Source organism: Pseudomonas marginalis, assembly GCF_001645105.1.
Taxonomy (GTDB): domain Bacteria; phylum Pseudomonadota; class Gammaproteobacteria; order Pseudomonadales; family Pseudomonadaceae; genus Aquipseudomonas; species Aquipseudomonas petroselini.
Genome location: NZ_LKEG01000042.1, coordinates 1 through 25,225 on the forward strand (window position 1 = coordinate 1; position 25,225 = coordinate 25,225).

Annotated in this window: 20 protein-coding genes; 13 read left to right on the forward strand and 7 right to left on the reverse strand. The window is 62.5% G+C overall.

Annotated features, from left to right (window positions below; all coding sequences use genetic code 11):
* The first annotated feature begins 128 nt into the window (after nt 1–128).
* A complete protein-coding gene (locus AO064_RS15825) occupies nt 129–725 on the forward strand; it encodes a MarC family protein (protein WP_003171467.1) in 597 nt (198 codons plus the stop codon).
* On the opposite strand, the gene AO064_RS15830 is transcribed toward AO064_RS15825, so the two are convergent.
* The 5 genes from AO064_RS15830 to cobG all read right to left on the reverse strand — a co-directional run bounded on the left by AO064_RS15830 (nt 722) and on the right by cobG (nt 6,071).
* Nucleotides 722–1,501, reverse strand: a complete 780-nt coding sequence (locus tag AO064_RS15830) for a hypothetical protein (protein ID WP_064053939.1) — start codon at nt 1,499–1,501, stop codon at nt 722–724. The genes AO064_RS15825 and AO064_RS15830 overlap by 4 nt on opposite strands.
* Before the next feature lie 236 nt (nt 1,502–1,737).
* Nucleotides 1,738–3,375, reverse strand: a complete 1,638-nt coding sequence (cobJ, locus tag AO064_RS15835) for a precorrin-3B C(17)-methyltransferase (RefSeq protein WP_064053940.1) — start codon at nt 3,373–3,375, stop codon at nt 1,738–1,740.
* Nucleotides 3,375–4,106 (reverse strand): precorrin-2 C(20)-methyltransferase, encoded by a 732-nt coding sequence (locus AO064_RS15840; RefSeq protein ID WP_046033963.1) that lies wholly within the window; start codon nt 4,104–4,106, stop codon nt 3,375–3,377. Before AO064_RS15840 ends, cobJ begins: the two co-directional genes overlap by 1 nt.
* On the reverse strand, nt 4,106–4,732 hold the full coding sequence (locus AO064_RS15845; RefSeq protein WP_012721987.1) for a precorrin-8X methylmutase: 627 nt from the start codon (nt 4,730–4,732) through the stop codon (nt 4,106–4,108). Before AO064_RS15845 ends, AO064_RS15840 begins: the two co-directional genes overlap by 1 nt.
* The gene (cobG, locus tag AO064_RS15850) at nt 4,725–6,071 is read right to left on the reverse strand and encodes a precorrin-3B synthase (RefSeq protein ID WP_064053941.1); all 1,347 of its coding nucleotides are present in this window, start codon (nt 6,069–6,071) and stop codon (nt 4,725–4,727) included. Before cobG ends, AO064_RS15845 begins: the two co-directional genes overlap by 8 nt.
* A 38-nt stretch (nt 6,072–6,109) precedes the next feature.
* Between cobG and AO064_RS15855 the strand changes: the two genes are divergently transcribed.
* Nucleotides 6,110–7,315, forward strand: a complete 1,206-nt coding sequence (locus tag AO064_RS15855; protein WP_064053942.1) for a bifunctional cobalt-precorrin-7 (C(5))-methyltransferase/cobalt-precorrin-6B (C(15))-methyltransferase — start codon at nt 6,110–6,112, stop codon at nt 7,313–7,315.
* Nucleotides 7,312–8,031: a cobalt-precorrin-6A reductase gene (locus tag AO064_RS15860; protein WP_064053943.1), complete on the forward strand. Its 720-nt coding sequence runs from the start codon at nt 7,312–7,314 to the stop codon at nt 8,029–8,031. Before AO064_RS15855 ends, AO064_RS15860 begins: the two co-directional genes overlap by 4 nt.
* Before the next feature lie 119 nt (nt 8,032–8,150).
* On the opposite strand, the gene AO064_RS15865 is transcribed toward AO064_RS15860, so the two are convergent.
* On the reverse strand, nt 8,151–8,399 hold the full coding sequence (locus AO064_RS15865) for a DUF6124 family protein (protein WP_064053944.1): 249 nt from the start codon (nt 8,397–8,399) through the stop codon (nt 8,151–8,153).
* Nucleotides 8,400–8,967: 568 nt separating this feature from the next.
* Between AO064_RS15865 and AO064_RS15870 the strand changes: the two genes are divergently transcribed.
* From AO064_RS15870 to AO064_RS15910, 9 genes are all read left to right on the forward strand, one after another.
* Complete coding sequence (locus AO064_RS15870; protein WP_064053945.1) at nt 8,968–9,363, forward strand: DUF2946 domain-containing protein; 396 nt, start codon at nt 8,968–8,970, stop codon at nt 9,361–9,363.
* A gap of 46 nt (nt 9,364–9,409) precedes the next feature.
* A complete protein-coding gene (locus tag AO064_RS15875; RefSeq protein WP_064053946.1) occupies nt 9,410–9,892 on the forward strand; it encodes a copper chaperone PCu(A)C in 483 nt (160 codons plus the stop codon).
* 11 nt (nt 9,893–9,903) lie between these two features.
* Nucleotides 9,904–10,293, forward strand: a complete 390-nt coding sequence (locus tag AO064_RS15880) for a DUF2946 domain-containing protein (RefSeq protein ID WP_012721980.1) — start codon at nt 9,904–9,906, stop codon at nt 10,291–10,293.
* 93 nt (nt 10,294–10,386) lie between these two features.
* Nucleotides 10,387–12,447 (forward strand): TonB-dependent copper receptor, encoded by a 2,061-nt coding sequence (locus AO064_RS15885; protein ID WP_064053947.1) that lies wholly within the window; start codon nt 10,387–10,389, stop codon nt 12,445–12,447.
* Between the two features lie 124 nt (nt 12,448–12,571).
* Entirely contained in the window at nt 12,572–13,954 is a 1,383-nt protein-coding gene (locus tag AO064_RS15890) for a PepSY-associated TM helix domain-containing protein (protein WP_064053948.1), read from the forward strand.
* 150 nt (nt 13,955–14,104) lie between these two features.
* Complete coding sequence (locus AO064_RS15895) at nt 14,105–16,213, forward strand: TonB-dependent receptor (RefSeq protein WP_064053949.1); 2,109 nt, start codon at nt 14,105–14,107, stop codon at nt 16,211–16,213.
* 43 nt (nt 16,214–16,256) lie between these two features.
* On the forward strand, nt 16,257–17,039 hold the full coding sequence (locus AO064_RS15900) for an ABC transporter ATP-binding protein (protein WP_064053950.1): 783 nt from the start codon (nt 16,257–16,259) through the stop codon (nt 17,037–17,039).
* Nucleotides 17,036–17,983 (forward strand): ABC transporter substrate-binding protein, encoded by a 948-nt coding sequence (locus AO064_RS15905; RefSeq protein WP_064053951.1) that lies wholly within the window; start codon nt 17,036–17,038, stop codon nt 17,981–17,983. Before AO064_RS15900 ends, AO064_RS15905 begins: the two co-directional genes overlap by 4 nt.
* The gene (locus AO064_RS15910) at nt 17,980–18,990 is read left to right on the forward strand and encodes a FecCD family ABC transporter permease (protein WP_064053952.1); all 1,011 of its coding nucleotides are present in this window, start codon (nt 17,980–17,982) and stop codon (nt 18,988–18,990) included. Before AO064_RS15905 ends, AO064_RS15910 begins: the two co-directional genes overlap by 4 nt.
* Nucleotides 18,991–19,007: 17 nt before the next feature.
* On the opposite strand, the gene AO064_RS15915 is transcribed toward AO064_RS15910, so the two are convergent.
* Nucleotides 19,008–23,618, reverse strand: coding sequence for a DUF4329 domain-containing protein (locus AO064_RS15915; RefSeq protein WP_244159527.1), 4,611 nt, complete (start codon nt 23,616–23,618; stop codon nt 19,008–19,010).
* 268 nt (nt 23,619–23,886) lie between these two features.
* Between AO064_RS15915 and urtA the strand changes: the two genes are divergently transcribed.
* Entirely contained in the window at nt 23,887–25,152 is a 1,266-nt protein-coding gene (gene urtA / locus AO064_RS15920) for an urea ABC transporter substrate-binding protein (protein WP_012721972.1), read from the forward strand.
* Nucleotides 25,153–25,225: the final 73 nt, after the last annotated feature.

Sequence of the window (25,225 nt, forward strand, 5' to 3'; positions counted from 1 at the left end):
GCTTGTTGTGGTGAGCGGGCTTGCCCCGCTCACCACAACAAGCCCGCTCACCACAAAAGCCAGCTCCCACATTTGATTTGTTTCGCCTGATAGACTGCCCACACTTTTTCCGCCCGCGAGCCACTCCCATGCTCCACGTGTTATTCAGTGTCTACCTGAAAATGCTGGTGCTCTACAGCCCGTTCTTCGTGCTGTCCTGCTTTATCAGCCTTACCCGTGGCTACTCCAGTAAAGAGCGGCGGCGCCTGGCCTGGAAAGTGGCGCTGGCCACCCTGGTATCGAGCGTGTTGCTCTACCTGTTCGGCCGGGTAATTTTCAGTGTGTTCGGCATCACCGTCGACGCCTTCCGCATCGGCGCCGGCAGTGTGCTGTTCATCTCCGCCCTGGGCATGGCCCAAGGCAAGTCGGCGGTGCAGACCGACAACGTGCAGCAGGACGTCACCATCGTGCCGCTGACCATCCCCCTCACCGTCGGCCCCGGCACCATCGGTGCACTGCTGGTGATGGGCGTGAGTCAACCGCACTGGGATGACAAACTCACCGCCATCCTCAGCATCGCCCTGGCCAGCCTCACGGTGGGCGTGGTGCTGTACCTGTCCAACCGCATCGAACGTATCCTCGGTGACCAGGGCTTGCAGATCGTCAGCCGGTTGATGGGCTTGTTCGTGTGCGCCCTCGCCGCGCAAATCATTTTCACCGGGGTACGCGGCTACCTGGTGCCCTAGATCCGGTACTTGGCGATCGCCAATTGCACCTTGTCTCCCGCGCTTTCGCGCATCAGTTGGATGGTTTTTTCGTTGACCACCGAGGTGTTCAGCACCAGGCAGGTCTGCCCGCTGAAGGCTTCGAACGAAGAGCTGTCCCACTCCAGGAACGGCAACCCCACCTGTTTGCTCACGCCGTGGGTGCTGTAGGTCACCAGCACCATCATGAGTTCACCATCGGTTTCAGCACAGGACGCCAGGCCGAAATCACCGCCTTGGTGTACCGAACTGTTGCGTTTGAACAACTCGAAAGTCGCAGGCGTCTGCTTCAACGCCTCCAACGCATCGGCCGCCAGTTTCGGCAGCGCGGTGAGCAGCGTTCCGGACAATGACGTAGCCGCCCACAGCGCGGCCATGATATTCAGCGCCGCCAATTGCACCGTCAGGCCTTTTCCCGAACGGGAGATCCGCTCGAAGCGGCTGCGTACCGGCAGCCAGCCCAGGCTGATCATCACCTTGATAAATTCTTCGTACCAGACCTCGGTACCGCGTTGGACTTTCAACACATCGCTTACGTAGCTGCTGGCCAGCAGGTAGCTTTTACGGATGTATTCCCGATTCAGGCCGGACAGCCCTTCGGCAAATGAAATGACGCTGTTGTTGACCACCGCCGCGTTGAAGTTGTCCTCGGTGTCCAGCGGTAGGTCCGCCTGCGTGCCTGACGCTCCCGGCAACTTGTAGGCGGCAATCAACTTGCGCCTTTTTGTACTGTTGATCCTTTTGTGATGTCGCTCCATTTTGATTCTCCACAAGCACCCCAACTCGAGGCTTATGTTCACCCTAGTCCACTGCCCGACGGGTTTCCCAGGCGATAAAAACCCCTTGGTGCGGCCCGTCAAACCCTGGCACCCAGCAATCACGCAGGGTGCCTGGCGAGCTTCCGGATTTCGTCGCCATAAAAAGAAAAAGCGCCGAACAACATCAGAAAAATCCCTGCGTCATTCGGCGCTTTCAGGCAGCCCAGCGGCGGTTTTCAGGACGCGGGTTTCTCGCCGTACCACCGCGGCGTGTACACCCACTCACCGCCACCGGCACGGGGGAAAGTGCAGGTGGTGGACGAGCCGATCAGCACCATGGTGCGCATGTCCACCTGTTCCGGCGTCAGTTGCCCAAGCGTGGTCACACGCAGGGTCTGCCCCGGGCGACCGATATCGCGGCCCAGCACCACCGGCGTTTGCGGCGTGCGATGCAGGGCGACGATTTCCAGCGCGCGCCCCAGTTGCCATGGCCGCGAACGCGAGATCGGGTTGTAGAACGCCAAGGCCAGGTCAGCCTGGGACGCCAGGTCCAGGCGCTCTTCGATGATTGACCAAGGCTTGAGGTTGTCCGACAGCGACATTACGCAGAAGTCATGGCCCAACGGCGCGCCCGCCTGGGCGGCGGTGGCCAGGGAGGCCGAGACACCGGGCAGGATTTGCAGGTCGACCTGATGCCACGCCGGGTCGCTGGACGCGTGCAAGGCCTCGATCACCGCAGCGGCCATGGCGAACACGCCAGGGTCGCCGGACGACACCACCACCACCGAGCGACCTTGGGCCGCCAACTCGAAGGCGTGACGCGCGCGCTGCATTTCTTCGCGGTTGTCGGTGCAGTGCTGCACCTGATCATCGCGGAACGGACCGGCCATGCGCACGTAGGTTTCGTAGCCAAGCACGTCGGTGCAGCGTGCCAGTTCAGCCTTCACGGCGGGCACCATCAACTCGGCCGCACCAGGGCCCAGGCCGATCACGGCGAGGCGACCACGCAGACGTCCGACGCGCGACAGGTCCAACGGCTGCTCAGCGACATCAATAACGATATCGGCCTCTTGGCTGACGCTGACAAACCGCAACGGTACACCCAGTTCCAACGCCGCCTCATGCAACGACGCTTCGGCCATCTGCGTATCGCTGGCCAGCAGGCACGCCAGGGATTGCACAGCGATGCCGGCCTCATGCAATGCCGTGCGCACACGCTGTGCCAGTTGCGCGCCGGGCTGGCAGGTCACGCTGACGTTCTTCGGATAGATCAGTAATTCATTGGCGGCGGGTACGCGCTCGGCACTGCCCACGTGAATCGCCAGGCGTGCCTGCTGATCCTGGGGCAGGTTGGCCTGGTCCAGCCAGGGCGCCGCGCCTTCGATGCGCACGCTTTCGCCGGCCAGCAGGTCGGAGACGAAGCGCTTGCCCAGCTCCAGATCGGCCAGCTCATACCCCTTGGGTGGGTTGAGCAGGCAGGTGCCGAACCGCAGCTCGCCACTGGTGGTAATCGCAGCGGCCACGTCCAGCGCAGCGGCAATGTCCCGCGCCATGACGTTAACACCACCGAGGCCACCGAGCAGCGGTACGACGGCGCTGCCGTCTTCGGCCACGGCCAGCACGGCAGGCTCTTCGCCCTTTTCCAGCAGCAGCGGCGCGAGGGTGCGGATCACGATACCTGCAGCGCACAGCGCAATCAGCGGCGTGCCGTGTTGATAGAGCTGGCGCAGGGTCGCGCCGAACTCGCTGTAAGTCTGGTCCGCACCTTCAACGCGCCCGGCCAGGCCGTGGATCAGGGCGCCGGGGTACACCTGCTGGATCTTGCGCGCAGTGGCCAGGCTGCCCTGGCCGAGGATGACAATCGCCGGGCTCATCAACCTTGCCACCGTTCACCGGGCACGATGATCAGCGAGAAGTACGGTGAAGACATCGGCTCCACCTGATCGAGCGGCACGATCTTCTGGTTGGCCATGGTGGCGCGTTCGACATACAACGCGCGCTCGGCCAGGCCGAGTTCTTCCAGCACCTGGCGCACCTTCGGGAAGTTGCGCCCCAGCTTCATGATCACCGCCGCATCGGCGTCCGCCAGGCGGCGCTTCAGGTCCTCATGGGGCAGCACGCCCGAGAGCACCGACAGGCTCTGGTTGCGATACACCAACGGCGCGCCCAGTACCGAGGCGCCGCCGAGCATCGAACACACGCCAGGGATGACCTGGGCGTCGTAGCGTTCGGCGAGTCGGTCATGCAGGTACATGTAGGAGCCGTAGAAGAACGGGTCGCCTTCGCAGATCACCGCCACATCGCGGCCGGCGTCCAGATGCGCGGCAACGTCGACGCTGGCGGCGTCGTAGAAGTCGCTGATCACTTGCTCGTAGGACATCGGCGCCGGCAATACCTCGGTGGTCACCGGATACACCAGCGGCATCAGCGTCTGTTGCGGCACCAGGTGGTCTTCGATGATGCCGAAGGCATTACCCTTTTTGCCCTTGGCCACGAAGTACGCCACCACCGGCGATTCGCGCAGCAGGCGCAGGGCCTTGAGGGTGATCAGTTCCGGGTCACCGGGGCCTACGCCCAGGCCGATCAAACGTCCGCGTGCCTGCATTATTCGACCTCCGTGGCCAGGGCATTCACGGCGGCCGCGGCCATGGCACTGCCGCCCAGGCGGCCCTGCATGATCACGAACGGCACGCCACGGCTGTCGGCGGCCAGCATCGCCTTGGATTCGGCGGCGCCCACAAAGCCGACCGGGAAGCCGAGGATCAACGCCGGTTTCGGTGCGCCGGCATCGAGCATTTCCAGCAGGTAGAACAAGGCGGTCGGGGCGTTGCCGATCACCACCACGCTGCCTTCCAGGTGCGGGCGCCACAGCTCCAGCGCAGCAGCGGAACGGGTGTTGCCCAACTCGCGCGCCAAGTCAGGGACGCTGTCGTCACGCAAGGTGCAGATCACGGGGTTGTTAGCCGGCAAGCGCGCGCGGGTCACGCCTTCAGACACCATCCGCGCATCACACAGAATCGGCGCGCCGGCAGCCAGCGCATCGCGCCCGGCCTTGCCCGCACCTTCGGAGAACTGCAGGCCGTCGATGGCCTCGACCATGCCGCAGGCATGAATCACGCGCACCGCGAGTTTTTCCAGGTCGGCCGGGATGCGGTCCAACTTGGCTTCCGCGCGAATGATGGCGAAGGAGTTGCGGTAGATCTCCTGACCGTCGCGGATGTAATCAATCATCGGTGTTGCTCCGTGGGCGAGCGCGCAGCAAGGCGCCCGTCGCTTCAATAGAAAGGGTGCGCGCGTGCAGCCGGCCAAACCCTGGGTGGGCTGCATCGCGGAAATAGAGGTCGTAGTGGCCGGGGCTCACTGCCAGCAAGGTCACCGGCGCAACGTGCGCCGCGGCGCAGGAACGTGGGCAGCCGGACACGTGCACGTCGACGCCTGGGTCGAGCGCGGCCAGTTGCTGGGCGTCCGCCTTGGTGTCGGCCAGGCCTTTGCCGCAGCCGCTGGAGCCCGTGCAGGCGGTCATGCGCGCCAGCGGTTGGTCAGCTGAGCAGAGGAAGCCCAGTTGCGCCAGGCGCTCGGTCACGGCGTGAGGCTTTTCAACGTTGGGCAGCAGCACGCCCTGCCAAGGGGTGAAACGCACGGTGCCGTCGCCGTACTCGCTGGCGAGTTGTGCGACGCCCGTGAGCATCGCCGAATCCAGGCGGCCCAAGGGTGCGATGGCAGCGACATAGAACTGATTTTTTTGCGCCTGTGGATAAGTCCCAAGGTGCAGCAAAGCACCACTGGGCGGGCGATTGAAGCCGTCGACCGGCAGTAGCTTCAGGTGCAAACGGCTCAGCAGGTTATCCACAGGCAGGTGACGCATGCGGGTTTGTTCCGGGGTGGCGAGGTCAAGAAACGCCTCCAGCACCGCCACCACCAGCGCATGGCCCTGCTCCAAGGGCAGGGCCGCCAACGGTGCATCCAGCCCAGGGCAACCGGCCAGGCCGAACGCGAGGAGCGTCTCGCCATTGCGCACGAACGCCGACAGCCACAGATCATGATGATGTTCGAGCATCGCCAGCGCTTCACCGCCATCCAGTTGCACGGCGAACTTGGCCGACAGCTGATGAAAACGCGGATGAGTTTGCAGGGTGGCGAGGATTTCATCGGCCAGCGGCCGGGTGTCGAACAGCATCTGCGGGTCGATACCGGCGCTGGGGCTGAGCATCAGGTTGCGTACGTCGTCACCGGCGGCGTTGCTGGGCCCGAGGTCGGCGGCCAGCAGCCTGGCGATCAAGGCGTCCTCTTCGGCGCCGATCCCGCGAATCTGCAGGTTGGCGCGGTTGGTCGCCTCGATCACCCCGCCGGCATAGTCCTGGGCCGCACCCGCCACCGCGCGGGCTTGCGCTGCGGTGATCGAACCACCGGCCAGTTTGATCCGGCAAATGCCGCCATCCAACGCCTGGACGATACGCAGCAACCCCGGACAAGCCGAGGGGCGCAAGGTATTCACAGCGGGCGTTGGGTTCACGGGGCTACCGGTTTGCAGGTAAAGGCGCGGTATTATGCCTGCTTTGTCCGGCGGCATGAAAAGCCTGCCCGTCGGATGTCGTTCAAGGAATCCATATGTCGCCCTGGCTGACGGTTGTAGGCATCGGTGAAGACGGCTTCAAGGGGCTGGGCAGGAATGCCCGGCATGCCCTGTTGCGCGCCACGCGGATTATAGGAGGTCAGCGCCAGTTGGACCTGTTGCCGGTGTGTATTCGTGGCGAGCGCCAGGTGTGGCCGAGCCCGTTTTCGCTGGCGCCGGTGCTGGCGCGACGCGGGGAGCCGGTGTGTGTGCTGGCGAGTGGCGATCCGATGTTCTATGGCGTGGGGGCGAGTTTGGCGCGGCAGGTGGTGGCGGATGAGCTGCTGATCTTGCCGGCGCCTTCGTCGGTATCGTTGGCGGCGGCGCGGTTGGGTTGGCCGTTGCAGGAGGTGGTGACGTTATCCGTGGTGGCCCGGCCGCTGGCGGCGCTGAATGCGCACCTGGCCAGCGGGGTGCGGTTGTTGGTGTTGAGCAATGATGGCCGCAGCCCGGCGTTGATTGCTTCGCTGCTAAGCGAATCCGGGTTCGGTGCTAGCCGTTTGTCTGTGTTTGAACACTTGGGCGGCGCGGATGAGCAGCGCATCGACGGGTTAGCGCACTCGTGGGAACACACCTCGGTCGCCGATTTGAACCTCGTCGCCATCGACTGCCTGGCCGACGCCCATACTGCTCGCCTGTCGCGTCGTGCAGGTTTGCCGGACTCAGCCTTTAAGCACGACGGCCAACTGACCAAACGCGATGTGCGCGCCATGACCCTTGCCCGTCTTGCGCCGATGCCCGGCGAACTGCTGTGGGATGTGGGTGCGGGCAGCGGCTCCATTGGGATTGAATGGATGCGCACGCATCCCAGTTGTCGCGCGCTGGCGATTGAAGCCGATGAAGGCCGCCAAGGCCTGATCGAACACAACCGCGAAGCCCTTGGCGTGCCCGGCCTGCAACTGATTCGCGGCAAGGCCCCCGCTGCATTGCTTGGCCTGGAAGCACCGGACGCCATTTTCATCGGCGGCGGCGTGACCCGTGACGGTGTGCTCGATACTTGTTGGCAACAGCTACGACCGGGCGGACGGTTGGTCGCCAACGCCGTGACCCTGCAAAGTGAAATGACCTTGATGAACTGGCGTGCGCAACATGGCGGCGAGTTGACCCGCGTCCATGTCGCTCAGGCGCAGCCATTGGGGGAGTTTGATACATGGCGCCAGGCGTTGCCGATTACCTTGCTGGAAGTGGTCAAGCCGCTATGAAACGCATCCTGCTGTTGGGTGGCGTTACCGAAGCGCTGGCCATCGCTCGTACATTGGGCCCGGAACATATCTATAGCCTGGCCGGGGTTGGGCGCGTGCCCACCGACCTGACCTGCCAGGTGCGGGTCGGCGGTTATGGTGGGGCTGAGGGGTTGGCGCGGTTTGTACGGAATGAGGGGATTAGCCTGATTCTCGACGCGACCCATCCGTATGCCGCGCAGATCAGCCGCAATGCTGCCGAGGCCGCGCAGTTGAGCGGCGTGCCATGTTGGGCCTTGCGCCGCCCGGCGTGGCAGCCGCAGGCGGGGGATGATTGGCGCGAGGTCAGTGATTGGGCTTCGCTGATTGAAGCGCTCAAACCCTTCAAGCGTCCCTTGTTCACGTTGGGGCGAGAGCCGTTGCAGCACCTTGATGAGATCCCGCCAGAGCAGTTCTGGACACTGCGCGCGTTGGATGTGTATCCGGGGAACGAGCGCTGTGAAGTGATCGGCGCGCGTGGGCCGTTCTTGATCGAAGATGAGCGTGCGTTGTTCGCACGGCGTGGCATTGATGTGCTGATCAGCAAGAACAGCGGCAGCACCGCGACGGAGCCGAAGCTGGAAGTGGCAAGGGAGCTTGGAGTGCCGGTGTTGGTGTTGAAGCGGCCGGTGTTGGCAGCAGTGGATCGAGAATTCACTACTGTGCCTGCGGTTCTACAGGCAATCACCACTCTCTAAACACCATCGATTCTATGTGGGAGGGGGCTTGCCCCCGATAGCGGTAGATCACTCACAGATGTATAGACTGACACACCGTAATCGGGGGCAAGCCCCCTCCCACCTTTAGAACTGCATCATCACGCAGCGTTTTTCGTTTGCCCGACACCATCATGCACACGATCAGCCAGCAGCAGCGCCAGCTCAATCAACTGCGCAACGCCGAGCAATTCCTCTCGTTTCGAGCCTTCCAGGTCAAACGCAAGATCGCAACTCAGCGCATTCGCCGAGGCAAGGGTTTCGCTGAGATTGACCAGCAGGTCTTCGGTGCTGAAGCCGTCGGCTACGGTGAATAGCCGGTGGGGGGGATTTGGGGTGGGTTTGATCATTGTGAAGCTCCTTAATCTAAGTGGAGCTGCCACTCATCGCCGCGACGCGATAGGGGTGGCAGCTGTACGCAGGTTCGCGGACCGGAGATCAAGGAAGCCGGCATACCCGAAGGTATCCCGCGCACAGCCACCATAGCGCCGCACAGTAGACGATAAAAAAGCGTCAACTGAAAGGAGGCAATGCTTGATCCGTTCGGGCCGCGACGCCCGACCGCTGAGTTTGCTGCGGTGTACGGAGACTAGAGATTGAGTGTCCTAGGGACAACCTTAAAGGCCTGTCGGATATTTCTGCTTGCCCCTATTCATTGCCGAACACCGGCCAAATGTGGGAGGGGGTCGCCCCCGATAGCGTCAGCCCAGTCAACAAATCAGTGGCTGACCCACCGCCATCGGGGGCAAGCCCCCTCCCACATTTGAACTGTGCAGCGTTGAAGATCGGCATCCACTCGATTACCCGTCTATCCTCAAACCAGCCACTGCGACACCAAACCACACCCACCCTTTTTACTTATCCCCCCCGATCAGGCTAAATACCCTCCTGATCGTTTAACCCTACGGATTGTCCGCCATGGCCCGTCAACGCTTTGCAATCGCCTGGATCGCCTGCCTTGCAGTGCTGTTCAACGCCTTTGCCATGCCGATGGCCAGTGCGATACAGCAATCGCAAGACCCGGCGCAGCAATTGCTGTGGGGCAGTTTCTGTTCCTCCAACGGCGCGAGCCTTAAGACGATTGCGCTGGGCAAGCTGGAAATCCCGGCGCCGCAGCAGGACGATCACTCCACCATGCAACATTGCTGGTGTTGTTCGGGCTCACCTTCGTTGGTGGCGTTGCCGGGGCACGTGCCGCAGTTGTATGTGACGCGGTTCGACGCATTCCGAAATCTGACGCCGTCTGCGCTCCAGCAACCCACCCCGCGCCAGCAATGGCCAAGCCTTAACCCCCGCGCCTCTCCAACGGTCTGATTTCTTCGCAAGTGAACTGCGTTTAGAACCGTTCTGGAGAACTGCCATGCTCAAATCTTCCCTGCTTCTGGCTGCGTTGTTGCTGCCGGTGTTCAGTGCTGCCAATGCCGAGGACTATAAGGCCGGCGACTTGGTGGTCAGCGAACCCTGGTCCCAGGAGTTGCCGCCCAATGCGCCGACTGTCGCGGCCTATTTTGTCATCCATAACACCGGTGAAAGCCCGGACCGCCTGCTCAGCGTCGAGACACCCGTGGCGGACAAGGCCGAGCTGCATGAGCATGTCATGCAGGGCGACTTGATGAAGATGCAACAAGTGCCGAGCGTGGCGGTACCGGCCAAGGGTGATTTGACCTTCGCGCCCATGGCGTATCACGTGATGCTGCTGGGCCTCAAAGACCGCAGCCTGTTGGCCGACGGCAAGCAATTCCCACTGACCCTGACCTTCGAAAAAGCCGGCAAGGTCGAGGTGGAAGTGTCGGTGCAGAAAGTGCCGCCCATGGCTGGCCACGAGCACAAACACCCTCAATAGACTGACACTCGATGGGCGCCCCTCGCGCCAGGTTATCCCCACACTCCCGCCTGAAACGCGGCAGTTGGATCAGCCTGTTCGCCATGCTAATGATCTTTATCGGTCCGCTGATTTCCCAAGCGATGCCGATGGACCACCACGCCGGTATGTCGATGGACATGCCGATGGAGCACGGCGAAGCCCATCACAAGAAAGCCCCTGACGAACACCACGCCCTCTGGTCCAAGTGCGGCTATTGCGACCTGCTTTACAGTTGCCCCGCCCTGCCCGGTGGCATTTCAACCTTTACCCTGAGCAGCCCGCCACCGGCCAATGCCCTCACCCCCGCCACGCGCCTGGGTCATGCCCGGCAGAGCATCTTCCCCGGCGCCCGCAGCCGCGCGCCGCCCATCGCCTCGTAAGCAGTTCACACCGTTACTTCACCCCGGCCGACTTTAGACAGACAGCCGCAGGCTGCTGGCCGTGTTGTTTACGATTGATTGATGGAATTTGTCATGTCCAGGTTTTCTGCTGACACCCGTTTGGGATGTACCCCCATGCTCGCTGCCTTATGCGGCGCATTACTGGCTCCCCAGGTTCACGCTGACGAGCATGAACTGAGCCCCACCGTGATCACCGCGATCGCCCCCAGCTCGCCACTGACCGTGATCACCAACCCCAAGGACCCACGCCAGCCGGTGCCCGCGAGCGATGGCGGCGACTACCTCAAGACCATCCCCGGCTTCGCTCTGGTGCGTAATGGCGGCACCAATGGCGACCCGGTGCTGCGCGGTATGTTTGGCTCACGCCTGAATATCCTCACCAACGGCAGCATGATGCTCGGCGCCTGCCCCGGCCGCATGGACGCCCCCACCTCGTACATCTCGCCGGAAACCTACGACAAGCTCACCGTGATCAAAGGCCCGCAAACCGTACTCTGGGGCCCCGGCGCCTCCGCCGGCACCGTGTTGTTCGAGCGCGAGCCGGAGCAATTCGGCGAGTTGGGCACGCGCATCAATGCCAGTGTGCTGGCCGGTTCCAACGGACGCTTCGACAAAGTCATCGATGCCGCTGCCGGTGGGCCGCTGGGCTATGTACGGGTAATCGGCAACCAGGCCCATGCCGATGACTACAAGGACGGCAACAACGACACCGTCGCCTCGCGCTACGACAAGTGGAACGGTGATGTGGCGGTCGGCTTCACCCCCGATGCCGACACCCTGCTGGAACTCACCGCTGGCCGTGGCGATGGCGAAGCACGCTACGCCGGGCGTGGCATGGACGGCTCGCAGTTCCTGCGTGAAAGCCTGGGGCTGCGCTTCGAAAAATCCAACATCGGCGACGTGCTGGACAAGGTCGAAGCCCAGGTTTACTACAATTACGCCGACCATGTGATGGACAACTACAGCCTGCGCACACCGTCGGGCACCGGCATGATGGCCGGGCCGATGGCCTCCAACGTCGACCGGCGTACTCTCGGCGCGCGGATCAACGCCACCTGGCGCTGGGCCGATGTGCAGTTGATCAGCGGCCTGGACGCGCAGACCAATGAACACCGCCAGCGCAGCAGCATGGGCATCGACACCTACAAGGACTTGCCCAAGGTCAAGGACGCCAACTTCCACAACTACGGCGTGTTCGGCGAACTCACGTGGTACGCCGCCGACCGCGATCGCCTGATCACCGGCGCACGCCTGGATCGCGCCTCGGCCAAGGACTTCCGGCAAACCACCGGTTCCGGCATGAGCGCCCGCACCAACCCGACCGCCGATGCCACCCGCGCCGACACCTTGCCATCAGGCTTTACGCGCTATGAACACGACCTGGCCGACAGCCCCACCACCCTCTACGCGGGCTTGGGCCACTCGGAGCGGTTCCCGGATTATTGGGAGCTGTTTTCCCCCAACACCGGCGCGGTCGGTTCGGTGAATGCCTTAGACGGCGTGAAGCCGGAGAAGACCACCCAGCTCGACTTCGGCGCGCAATACAAAGCCGAGGCGCTGGAAGCCTGGGCCTCGGGTTACATCGGCCGGGTACAGGACTTCATCCTGTTCGACTACAGGCCAGGGATGATGGGTACCACTTCCCAGGCGCGCAACGTCGACGCACGCATCATGGGCGGCGAACTGGGCACGGCGTACAAACTGACGCGCAATTGGAAGGCCGACGCCACCCTCGCCTACGCCTGGGGCAAGAACAGCAGCGACGGCAAGGCGCTGCCGCAAATGCCGCCGCTGGACGCACGCCTGGGCCTCACCTACAGCGAGGATGACTGGAGTGCCGGCGCGTTATGGCGCGTGGTCGCGGCGCAAAATCGCATCGATCAGAACAAGGGCAACGTGGTCGGCAAGGACTTTGACAAGAGCGGCGGCTTTGGCGTGTTCTCGCTGAACGCGGCGTACCGCCTCAATAAACATTTCAAGGTCAGCACCGGCGTCGACAACCTGTTCGGCAAGGCCTACGCCGAGCACCTGAACCTGGCCGGCAACGCCGGGTTCGGCTACCCGGCCAGTGACCCGCAGGCCATCAAGGAGCCAGGCCGAACGCTCTGGACCAAAGTCGACATGAGCTTCTAAGAGCATCGGGGGCAAGCCCCCTCCCACATTTGAAGGTGTTCACAAAATCAAAAGTGTGGGAGGGGGCTTGCCCCCGATGACGGCCGACCAGACACAAAAAACTCAAAGCCTTGCGGAGCCCCCGATGAGCATTCAAAAAGTATCCTTCTACAACCTGGCCTGGCGCTGGCATTTCTACGCCGGCCTTTTCGTCGCCCCTTTCATGGTGCTGCTGGCCCTGACCGGCATCATCTACCTGTTCAAACCCCAGCTCGACCCGCTGATGTACGGCGACCTGCTCAAGGTCCAGACCGCCGAACACGCATTGAGCGCCGACGAGCAACTGCGACGCGCCCAGGCCGCCTACCCCAACGGCGCGATCAGCAAGTACCTGCCGCCGGCCGACGCCACCCGCAGCGCACAATTCGTGATGCACAACGGCGGCCGCGAAGTGACGGTGTTCATCGACCCGTATCGCGGCACCGTACTCGGTGAGCAGGACGCCAAATACAACCTGCAAGCCATCGCCCGCGCGCTGCATGGGGAGCTGATGATCGGCACCGTCGGCGATCGCCTGGTGGAACTCGCCGCCGGTTGGGGCGTGATGCTGGTGGTGTCGGGCCTGTACCTGTGGTGGCCGCGCGGCAAGTCCTCGGCGGGTGTGCTGTGGCCAAGGTTCAGCAGTCGCGGCCGGGTGTTCTGGCGCGACATGCACGCGGTCACGGGCTTCTGGGGCGCGTCGCTGCTGCTGGTGATGCTGCTCAGCGGCATGACCTGGACCGGCTTCTGGGGCAAGCAATACGCCGACCTGTGGAACAGGTTCCCGGCGGCCATGTGGAACAACGTGCCGCAGTCCGACCAGCAGGCGCGAGTACTCAATACCGCAACGCAACAGACCGTGCCCTGGGCCCTGGAAAACACGCCGATGCCGATGTCCGGCGACCATGCCGAACACATGAACCACGGCGCGATGCACTCAGCGCCGGCCGCGCCCACCTTGCGCCTGCAACAGGTGGTCGACCTGGCGACCGCGCGCAAGGTCGAGCCCGGCTACAGCATCACCTTCCCGACCACGGCCGAGGGCGTGTTCACCGTTGCGGTGTTTGCCAACGATCCACGCAACGACGCCACCCTGCATGTGGACCAGTACACCGGCAAGGTCCTGGCCGATGTGCGCTGGGCGCACTACAACACCGTCGCCCGCGCCACCGAGACCGGCGTGATGCTGCACGAAGGCAAGATGTTCGGCTGGGTCAATCAACTGATCGTGCTGCTGATCTGCCTGATGATTCTGCTCAGTGCGATCAGTGGCGTGGTGATCTGGTGGAAGCGCCGGCCAACGGGCGGCCTGGGCGTTCCGCCGTTGCGGCATGATCTGCCGAAGTGGAAAACCGCGATGGTGATCATGCTCGCCCTCGCGATCATTTTCCCGCTGGTGGGGGCCTCTCTGATCCTCGTGTGGGCGCTGGATTGCCTGGTGCTGTCACGCTTTTTTGGCCAACGTGAATCTGCCTCAGGTTCGGCATGAAACAGGCGAGATGCCCGGTACAGAGCCCTTCTGTAGCCTTGCGCGGACTTTTGTCCCGCAGCGAATAAGTGTTAACTTATAACACTTTCTGCGTTATCGTTGCTCGCCGCGCCCTGCGGCGAGTACCCCTCCAAGAAGACCGATCGACCGATGAACAAGTACCTCGCGTCCAGCCTGTGCCTGCTCGCCCTGCATAACAGCGCCCAGGCCCTGACCTTGCCCGCCAGCCCTGTCACCGCCACCGCCGTGGACCACGAACACGTTGACCTCAACACCCCGACCACCGCCGGTTCGCGCTTGAATCTCACGGCCTTGCAAACCCCCGGCAGTGTCGAGAGCCAGACCGGCGCGCAGATCCGCGCACGCGGCGATGCCAGTGTGCAGGACGCAATCTCCCGCGCCACCGGTATCAGCCGTACCGGCACGCCGGGCGATGGCGGCACGTCGTTGTCAGCCCGTGGTTTCACAGGCCAGGGCTCGGTCATGCAGTTGTACGACGGCAACCGCATGTACATGGGCATGGGCACGTCGACCTTCCCGGTAGACACCTGGTCGGTGGAACGCGTTGATGTGCTGCGCGGCCCGGCCTCGGTGCTGTACGGCGAAGGCGCTACGGGTGCGGTGATCAATACCGTGCCGAAAAAGCCGTTTGAAGGCGAGATCGAAAACCACCTCCGCCTGGGCTATGGCTCTTACGACCGCCAGCAACAAGCCCTGGACAGCGGCGGTTCGCTGACCGACACCCTGAGCTATCGCCTGAACCTCAATCGCCTGCGCAGCAATGGTTTCATCGACCGTGGCGACGCCAGCAGCGACTTCGTCAGTGGCGCCCTGCGCTGGCAGGCGGCGGACAACTTGAGCTTCACCCTGGCCAGCGACTACGGCGACCAGCGTCCGCAAAACTACTTCGGCACGCCACTGATCAACGGCCAGTTGCACAAGGGTCTGCGCGACAAAAACTACAACGTCAGCAACGACACCCAGCACTACAACGACCAGTGGACGCGCCTGACCAGCGAGTGGCAGATCAACGACAGCGTCAGCGCCACCAACGAATTGTTTTACCTGAAAAACCAGCGCCGCTGGCAGAACGCCGAGAACTACAACTTCACCAACGGCCAGCTCACTCGCAGCGGTAATTTCGGCATCAAGCACAATCAGGAACAGGTGGGCGACCGTCAGACCTTCACCTTCAAACACATACTGTTCGGCCTCGACAGCCAGACCGTGACCGGTGTGGAATACAACCGCATCCGCTTCCGCCTGGCCAGTAACTCGCCGTTCAACGACGTGCTGGCGAGTGGTCAGCCTATCGATATCAATCACCCGGCACCCGCCGCGTTCGACAGCCAGAACGCGTTCAAGCCACTGTTCGCCACCACCACTAAAACCGTCGCCGGCTTCGCGGAAAACCGTTTGCAACTCACCGACTCACTGTCGCTGATCACCGGCATCCGTCGTGACTACGCCCATGTGGACCGCGATGATCTGCGCGACGGCAGCCAGAGCGACAAAACCCTCACCGGCAACAACTGGAAGGCCGGCCTGGTCTACGCGATCACGCCCGATACCTCGGTATACGGGCAGTACGCCACCAGCACCGACGGTGTTGGCGGCCTGATTTCCCTGAGCCCAGGCCAGCAGCAGTTCGACCTGTCCACCGCCAAGCAGACCGAGGTCGGCATCAAGCAGGCCTTCTGGGACCAGCGCGGCGAATGGACGTTGGCGGCGTATCACATCGTCAAGAAGAAACTGCTCACCGACGTGCCGGGCGACCCGGACCTCAAGCAGCAAGTCGGCCAACAATCATCACGTGGCCTGGAAGCCAGCCTCGACCTGCAACTGCCACACGCCTGGCAACTGCAAGCCAACGCGGCCATCGCCCATGCGCAGTACGACGACTTCAAACAGGACGTCGGCGGCGTGCAAGTGTCCCGCGACGGCAACCGCCCGGTGGACGTACCGCGCCGCACCGCCAACCTGTGGCTGAGCAAGGCCGTGACCGAGGACATCCGCGCGGGTGCCGGCGTGCGTTATGTCGACGCGCGTTACGCCGACATGGCCAACCAGAACGAGCTGCCGAGCTACACCGTGGTCGACGCCAGCGTGTCGTGGAACGCTATGCGCAACACCACCCTGGGGCTGCAGCTGAACAACCTGTTCGACCGCACTTACGCCGTCAGCCAGTACAACGACGGCCAACAATGGATCCTCGGTGAGCCGCGTGCCCTCTTCGTCACTGCGGACTACACCTTCTAAATGACCAAAACACCGTTCCACTGTGGTGGACTTGAGAGCATTGATGACGTCACTCACCCTCACCGGCCTCAACTGGTCACCTGCCGGCCACTGCCATCACCAGTTCCACCTGCGTGAGGCCAGCCTGCAGGTCGGCGCAGGGGAGTTTGTCGGGCTGATCGGGCCCAATGGCAGCGGCAAGACCAGTCTGTTGCGCTGCGCCTATCGGTTCAGCAAGCCGGCGCAGGGTGACGTATGGCTTGCGCACCAGAACGTGTGGAAGCAGAGCGCCAAATGGTGTGCGCAGCGCATCGCGGTGGTCTTGCAGGAATTCCCCGACGCCTTCGGCCTGCGGGTGGATGAGGTGGTCGCCATGGGCCGCACGCCCCACAAGGGCCTGTTCGATGGCGACACGCTGCACGACCAGAAGATGATTCAGCAGACGCTGGAATCAGTCGGCATGCAGGGCTTTGGGGACCACGCGTTCGCCACCCTCTCCGGCGGTGAAAAACAACGCGTCATTCTGGCTCGCGCGTTGGCCCAGCAACCGCAACTGCTGATCCTCGACGAGCCCACCAACCACCTCGACCCGCGCTATCAGCTGGAGCTGCTGCGATTGGTCAAACGCCTGAACATCGGCACTCTGGCCAGCATCCACGACCTCAACCTGGCGGCTGCATTCTGTGATCGCCTGTACGTGATCAACCACGGGCGCATCGTCGCCAGCGGCACCCCGCATCAGGTGCTCACCGCCGCCTTGCTGCGCGACGTGTTTGGCGTCGAAGCACTGATCGACACCCACCCCTTGTCCGGCTACCCCCGAATCACCTGGATAACCCAACCATGATCCTGCGCGCTCTGCTTGCCGTTACCTTGCTGTTCAGTGCCGCCGAGGCGTTCGCCGAAGCGACCCACTACCCCGTCACCATCAAGAGCTGCAACCGTGACGTGACCTTCCAGGAGGCCCCGAAACACGCGGTCAGCCATGACATCAACATGACCCAGATGATGCTTGCCCTGGGCCTCAAGTCGCGCATGGCCGGTTACAGCGGGGTCTCCGGCTGGAAGTCGGTGACGCCGGAAATGGCGCACCTGCTCGATGGCTTGCCGGAGCTGGCGAGCAAGTACCCATCGGTGGAAACCTTGCTCAATGCCAACGTGGACTTTTTCTTCGCCGGTTGGGACTACGGCATGCGAGTGGGCGGCGACCTGACGCCGAACACCCTGCAACCGCTGGGCATCAACGTGTATGAGTTGACCGAGTCGTGCGCCTTTGTGATGAAGCGCCCGGCCGCCACCCTGGACGACACCTATAACGACCTGCGCAACCTGGGCAAAATCTTCGATGTGCAGGACCGCGCCACTGCCTTGATCGCGCAGATGCAGGCACAGGTCGCCGACGTGCAAAAGGACCTGCCGGCCGATAAGCCTCGGGTGTTCCTTTACGACAGCGGTGAAGACCGCGCCATGACGTCCGGCCGTCTGGGCATGCCCCAGGCGCTGATCGAAGCAGCCGGCGGGCGCAACATCCTCGATGACGTCGACGCCAGCTGGACCCGCATCAACTGGGAGACCGTGGTGGAGCGCAACCCGCAAGTGATCGTGATCGTCGACTACAGCGAAATCACCGCCGAACAGAAACAGCAATTCCTGCTGAACAACCCGGCCTTGCAAGCCGTGGACGCGATCAGGAACCAGCGCTTTATCGTCATCCCTTACGTGCAGGCCACGCCGGGCATCGACAACGTGCTGGCCGTTGAAACCCTGGCCAAGGGGTTCCACGGCGAATGATCACGCGTCGCTACGCCCTGCTGCTCGTCGCCCTTGGCGCGGTGTTGCTGTTCTCTTGCGTGATCTCGCTGGGCTTCGGCCCGGCGCGGGTGCCGGTGGAGGTGGTGGGGCGAATCCTGCTGTACAAGACCTTTGGCATCGGCGAGGCAACCTGGTCGGCCGGGCAGGAACCTATCGTGTGGCTGATCCGCGTGCCGCGCCTATTGCTGGGTGTCTTGGTCGGCGCTGGGTTGGCCTTGATCGGCGCGGTGTTGCAGGCAGTCACGCGCAACCCGCTGGCCGACCCGCACCTGCTCGGTGTCACTTCCGGCGCCACGTTGGGCGCCGTGATCGTGGTGTTGCATGTGGGTGAAGTCATCGGGCTGCTGACCCTGCCCATCGCTGCGTTTGTCGGTGCACTCGCGAGCATGCTGGTGGTGCTGGCGGTGGCCAGTCGCAACGGTCGGCTGGAGAGTGATCGCCTGCTGCTGTGCGGCGTGGCGGTGTCGTTTGTGATGATGGCCGCCGCCAATCTCTTGCTGTTCATGGGCGATCATCGCGCCGCGTCGGCGGTGATGTTCTGGATGCTCGGCGGGCTGGGCCTGGCGCGCTGGGAGTTGTTGGCCATCCCCGCCGCGAGTGTGCTGCTTGGGCTGGTGCTGCTGCTCGGCATGGCCCGCCCGCTGAACGCGCTGATGGCCGGTGAACAGACGGCCGTGACCCTTGGCCTGAACGCACGCACCGTCCGCCTGAACGTCTTCCTGATTGCCTCATTGATGACCGCCGTATTGGTGTCCATCAGCGGCTCCATCGGTTTTGTCGGGCTGATGGTGCCGCACATTGCCCGCCGCCTGGTGGGCGCCGAGCACCGGCGCTTATTGCCGGTGTGCGCACTGCTGGGCAGCCTGTTCCTGGTGTGGGTGGATGTGGCCGCACGCACCCTGATCGCCCCCGAGGATCTACCGATCGGCGTCGCCACGGCAGCGATTGGCGGGCTGTTCTTCATTGGCTTGATGCGCAAGCGTTGAGTCATACCGGTCACGCGTCACAGTTCATCCTTGTCGCGGCCATACAGCATGTCATCGGTATCCGGCAGCGATTGCACACCGTTGTGGGGCCAGTCAGGCCCCAACACGCCACGGCGGGTCCAGAAGTCATCGGTTTCCAATACCGACAGGTTACCCACACGCCTCATTCGCTCCACCAGCACACTGGGATCAGGGGCCAGGCCAGGGCCGAGCAGCGCACTCTCCTCCTGCGTATGGCCAGGGACATACTTGAGTAATGCGCCCTCGCGACAGACCAGGTAGCAGCTCTCGGCCACCGGTAGGTTGGTTCTTACAATCGACACATAACGCCGCCAGTCATCCAGCGACGCGAAGCGCTTGAGCAAACGCAGGTCCTTCGCCTCCAGGCTGGTGGTTGAAGGGATGACTTTATAAAACGCCTGGATCGCGGCGATGTTGTAAAAGTACAGGGCGTAGGCATTCGTCAGGTTGAGTCCAAAGCCGGCGAGACGAAACAAACGCGCCAGGCTCCCCGGAAACGGCAGCGACCGATCCTCCACTGGCTCCAGTGCCACAAAGCCGGACTCATCCGGCGGCACCAGCACCGCCCCCAGGTACTCGATGCCATTGAAGCGCCCCACACGCTTTTGCGCGGAGCGGGCGGCGTCATCGGCATAGAAATACAACGCATCGCAAAACAGATGAGCGTACGGCCCGCTGCCCGAGTGGCCCGTCACGACTTTAGGTGACCAGTCCAGCCCCACCTTCCCGACACTGGCCCATATCGGGCTGCGCACCCAAACCTGCATGTCCCCCCGTGCCGCAAGACTGCGGACATAATCCTGCATCTTCAGCGAACCATCGAGCAGGCTCGCGCGAAGGCGCGGCGCCTGGTTGAGCATCTCGAACAACAACGCACTGCGCTCAAAGTCATACTGCAGCAGCGCACCGTCGGCGCACATCAAGTACAGCGTCAGCACCCGGCCATTGCCAAAGCGTTTTGCAGCGCTGAGTGCGTTGACCACCTCCTGCGGCCAAAAAAAGTGCTTGGCCATTTCACCCTCAAGACTGGACGCCTGGACGGTCGGCGCCTGCAAATACAGGCCATCCCACACGTAGCCTTGAGGTAACTGGCCAGCAACCCATACTTGCTCAAGCTTGACGAAGCTCTCACGGGCCAACGGCGCAGTCGCCATATAGCGCTGCTTTTTGGCTGATTTGAGCACGTAGCCAAAGGTCAGTTGCGCTGGCGTGGTCGACCCCAACTGCAGGGCGCGTACCGCATCGATGGCCCGGGTATACAACGGGCTGCACGGTGGGTCGGCCAATGCCTGGCGGATCTCCCGCGCCGGCGGTTGCTCAACATTCCAGACGAACGTGTCTACCAGTAACCTCGCCGGCCCCCACAGCACGCTGCCACTGATCACCCGCAGGTCACCGGCCTTGGCGACCTCGGTCACGAACTCCGTAGGCAGCAGCGTCCCCTGGCGTATTTGCTGTTCGACAAGATTGTCGGTGTAATCGCCCCTGACCGCATTCAGCGGAGCCAGGCGACTTCTAAGAGCGGCCTCTTCGGCGGAGTCCGTGCGCTGATAGCTGAGAATCGAGCCATCCGGGCCGAACAGGTATTCGCGCTTGACCTGCGTTTCATGCAGCAACAGATACGCCAACACCGCGCTGGGCAGCATGCTTTTGTAAACGGCTTTTTGTGCTGCGGCCAACAAGAGCTCCACCTCCACGTCCAACCGCGAGCGATAGCGCGCGACGATAGAAGCGCCGCCTGGATACAACCCCTGCGAAATGGCTTCGTCCGGGTAAATCCAGTTCCGGGCAAACCCTTGGGGAGGCACTGCCAGCGGGTCGGTCGCGGTAAACGCGCCATTGGCGAGGCGTAATACCACCCCACCGTAAGCACGCTGCCGAACCGTGCCCACCAACGCCTGCGCATGGCGCGCTGCATCATCGGCACTCGCAAAAGTGGGACCAAGGCGGCGACGCGTCATGGCCGAGTAACCGTTCCAATTCGGGGAAACCAAACCTTCCTTGTCCCAATACTGGCTGGTCCGCAGGACCGTCAGCTGACCCCGCTTGGCCGTCTCCCTGACGAACTCCACGGGTGTCTTTGCACCGGAGTTCAATTGCGCAATGGTGTCCTCGAGGTTTCGCTCCAGCGGCCCCCCACCGCCCAACTGAAACGGCAATGACACATACCGCAGCAATGCGCCTTCGTCGGTCGAGAAATAAATCGGCAGGTACTGCCCGGCGTTGTATTTCTCCCCCCGACGCTTGGCGTCATAAAGTGCGGCGTACAGATCGCCAGGCTGCACAAAATAGCGGGCAAGCCATGAGTCAGCGGCCCCCAGGCCTGTGGGCTGCCATTGTTGGGAACGAAAGAGTGCATGTAACACAAACCCCTCGGGAAAGCGGAAGTCGCCGGGCTTTTCGGAGGAGGCAAAGACACTGTTGAGGTTGAAAAGCGCGTAGCGGGCACTCACGCCAACCACCTGCGAGGCGACGAACTCGTCGCTTTTCGGGTGCCTGAGAATGAAGCTAAAACAGGATTGATGGGCAAGACTACGGCCATGAACCCGGGCATGCAGGTTGCGAGCGGCGTCATCGGCACTGCCGAAGACTGCGCCGAAAGTGGCGTAATCCGGTGCACCGACGCGGGGGGCATCAGGCAAATTGGGCGACCAATCGCTATGGAGCACAGAGCGTGGGCCCCACAATCTACTGCCTTCAATGACCTTGATCTCGCCGGCCTCGGCCAGGTGAATGACCCACTGTGCGGGCGTAATCACACCATTGGCCATTTGCTCACGGATACGGCTGCCGCCCGCACGCGGTGCGACGTTTTGCAAAAGTAATTGCTCGACGAGCGTCTGACTCGGCGTGTAAGCCAGCAAACAGTCCCGCCCCCCTGACAGGAACGCCACGCGCTTGTGCCGGATGACCTCACGGATTTCATCATCGGCAAACGCCTGCATGTTGATCATTGCATCATCCCGCGTCCAACCACGCAGCTCGACCCAGGCCGGGTCAACCATGGACAAGGCCGGATGAGAACCATAACGACCGTGTAACTGATAGAGCTCCGGCGGGATCAAAGGACCCTTGCCCCCTGCCGGGAAAAACAACGGTTTGTCGAAGGGGTTTGCGTCGCTTTCAAGCGGTTCGGTAATGACAAATCGGCCGTCCTCTCCCTTGAGCACATAGCCGCCGTAATAGCGATCGCGTCGATAGCCGATCTGCTCGTGGGCATGCGCCGCCGCGTCGACGTCCGACAAAAAGGATCGACTGAGCGCCACCTCATAAAATGAGGTCAACAGCGTCGAACGGTCATCCACGCGACCTTCATAGCGCCACAGTTCGCCGGGCTGCACCACCGACAGGTCACCGACGGCCAGCACCCGACGCACGTACTCACGCGGCGTCAGGGTTCCCGCCAGGAGCGCTGCCTGAGCGCCGTTGTCGTTGAGCACACCATCACTTTGCACCAGCGCCAGGCGGGTGTGTTCAGCACCACCCGGCAGTTTGAACCGTAACAGAGCACCGTCCTCAGCCTTCATGTACAGCGCAAGGCCGCGGGCTTTGTCTTGAATACCCGCGGTCAGGCGCGATTGGGTGATGGCCGCGACCATTTCCGCAGGCGTGAAAAAGTGCGCGTATAACCAAGGCTCTCTTTTGGGAAACGCGGTTTCATCCGGCCTGGAGGTGTAATAGATCGCCTCGAGCCGCCATTGCGAAGGAAACCTCGGCTTGCCATCCGGGCGCTTGGGGAACAGGCCATCGAGCGCGAACAGCGGCTGACCCGTTGCCTGCGGATAGGTGGCGACATAACCGTCACTCTGGGTGTGCTTGAGCACAACCCCCATTGTGCGAGCGGGCACTGCTGTCGGCGCGTTCGCCAGGGCACTCAGAACAGCCAGTTCAGCACGGCCAAACACCTGAGTGAAGGCGGGTTGCTCCCGAACGGTGCCTGGCAGCGCGACCGGCTTGCCGACTTTCCAGGCCCGCGTGACCTTGCCACGCACACCACCCCACTCGGCAATGGGCTCGATCACGCGCAACTCTCCCGCCTCGGCGAGCAGCCAGATCAGATTTTCGAAAACGCTGGACTGTTCAATCGGCAGTTTGCCGGTCCATTGCTGGTAAAGGGTCTGCTCCTGGGTCGAGTCACTGCTCACATACTTGAGCAAACTGCCGTTCGGCCCAGACAGGTAATGCGCGCGTGCCGTCTTTCGGTGTTCGACGATAAACCTCATGTCGGGAATGGAAAAAAGGCTCTGGAAAATCACCACCTGTGAGCCTGTCATCCCAGGGTTCTGCCGCGCGACCTCGTCGGGGTCCAGCGGATGAGAGTGGTAGTAGGCCTCGCCCGTATAGCCTTCGGGCAGCACGAAATCGCCATTCTTATCGGTGGGTAATATCAAGGCGTGATCGAACATGACGTGTTGGTCCGGCACCGGCTCGGTGGCGTAGAACCGACCACCGCGCTTGAAAATCGCCCCACCGTACTCGCGGTCACGGCTGTGGCGAGCAATGCGCTCATGTGCCCAGCGGGCGGCATCATCAGGCGTGACAAAGGGCGGGCTCAGAGGGGGAAGTTCCGCACGGGCGGCGGGCGGATTTACCGGAATATTTTCCATGGGCATTCACTGGCAATAGGGATAAAAGTACGGGCCATCCTGGCCCATGCCCACCCACCCATTGCGTTGCATAGCTACCTCGCCCTGTTTCGGGGCTGCGGCTGCACTCACGCATCAATCCGGCGCCAACCTGGTGCACGTCTGTGCATAGCGGAGCCATCCCGCCTCGTGGCCACACGCCCTAGCCCTCTCGGCACAGCCTTTGCAATCGCTTGCTCAGCAGCTGTTTCTACCCTCATAAAAACATTGAGTTTCTGGAGATCGCACCATGAAGCGTCGCAGTCTGATCAAGGCTTTCACCCTGTCCGCCTCCATTGTCGCCATGGGCCTGACCTGGACCGTGCAAGCCGCCGAGACCATCAAGGTCGGCATCCTGCATTCGCTGTCCGGGACCATGGCAATCTCCGAAACGTCGCTTAAAGACATGGCGTTGATGACCATCGACGAGATCAATGCCAAGGGCGGGGTGAACGGCAAGATGCTTGAGCCGGTGGTGGTGGACCCCGCGTCCAACTGGCCCCTGTTCGCCGAGAAAGGCCGGCAATTGCTGACCCAGGACAAAGTCGCCGTGGTGTTCGGCTGCTGGACCTCGGTGTCACGTAAATCGGTGCTGCCGGTGTTCGAGGAGCTCAACGGCCTGCTGTTCTACCCCGTGCAGTACGAAGGCGAAGAGATGTCGCCGAACGTGTTCTATACCGGTGCGGCGCCGAACCAGCAGGCGATTCCCGCAGTGGAGTACCTGATGAGCGAAGAAGGCGGCAGCGCCAAACGCTTCTTCCTGCTCGGCACCGACTACGTGTACCCGCGCACCACCAACAAGATCCTGCGTGCGTTCCTGCATTCCAAAGGCGTGGCGGACAAAGATATCGAAGAGGTCTACACCCCATTCGGCCATGCCGATTACCAGACCATCGTTGCCAACATCAAGAAGTTCTCCGCCGGCGGCAAGACTGCGGTGATTTCCACCGTGAACGGCGACTCCAACGTGCCGTTCTATAAAGAACTGGCCAACCAGGGCTTGAAGGCTACCGACGTGCCGGTAGTGGCGTTCTCGGTGGGTGAAGAGGAACTGCGTGGCATCGATACCAAGCCACTGGTGGGCAACCTCGCGGCCTGGAACTACTTCCAGTCGGTGGAGAACCCGGTGAACACCAAATTCGTCGCCGACTGGAAAGCCTACGCCAAGAAGCACAACCTGCCGGGCGCGGATAAAGCCGTGACCAACGACCCGATGGAAGCCACCTACGTCGGTATCCACATGTGGGCCCAGGCCGCCGAAAAAGCCAAGTCCACCGATGTCGACAAAGTGCGTGAAGCGCTGGCCGGCCAGACCTTCGCTGCGCCGTCGGGCTTCACCCTGACCATGGACAAGACCAACCATCACCTGCACAAGCCGGTGATGATCGGTGAGATCCAGGCGGATGGACAGTTCTCGGTGGTGTGGCAGACCCAGGAGCCGATCCGCGCGCAACCGTGGAGCCCGTACATCCCAGGCAATGACAAGAAGCCGGACTACGCCGTCAAGAGCAACTAAGCCCCACGCGCCGATAAAAGTGTGGGAGGGGGCGTGCCCCCTCCCAGATAAAGCTGGTCCGCGCATGATCAGG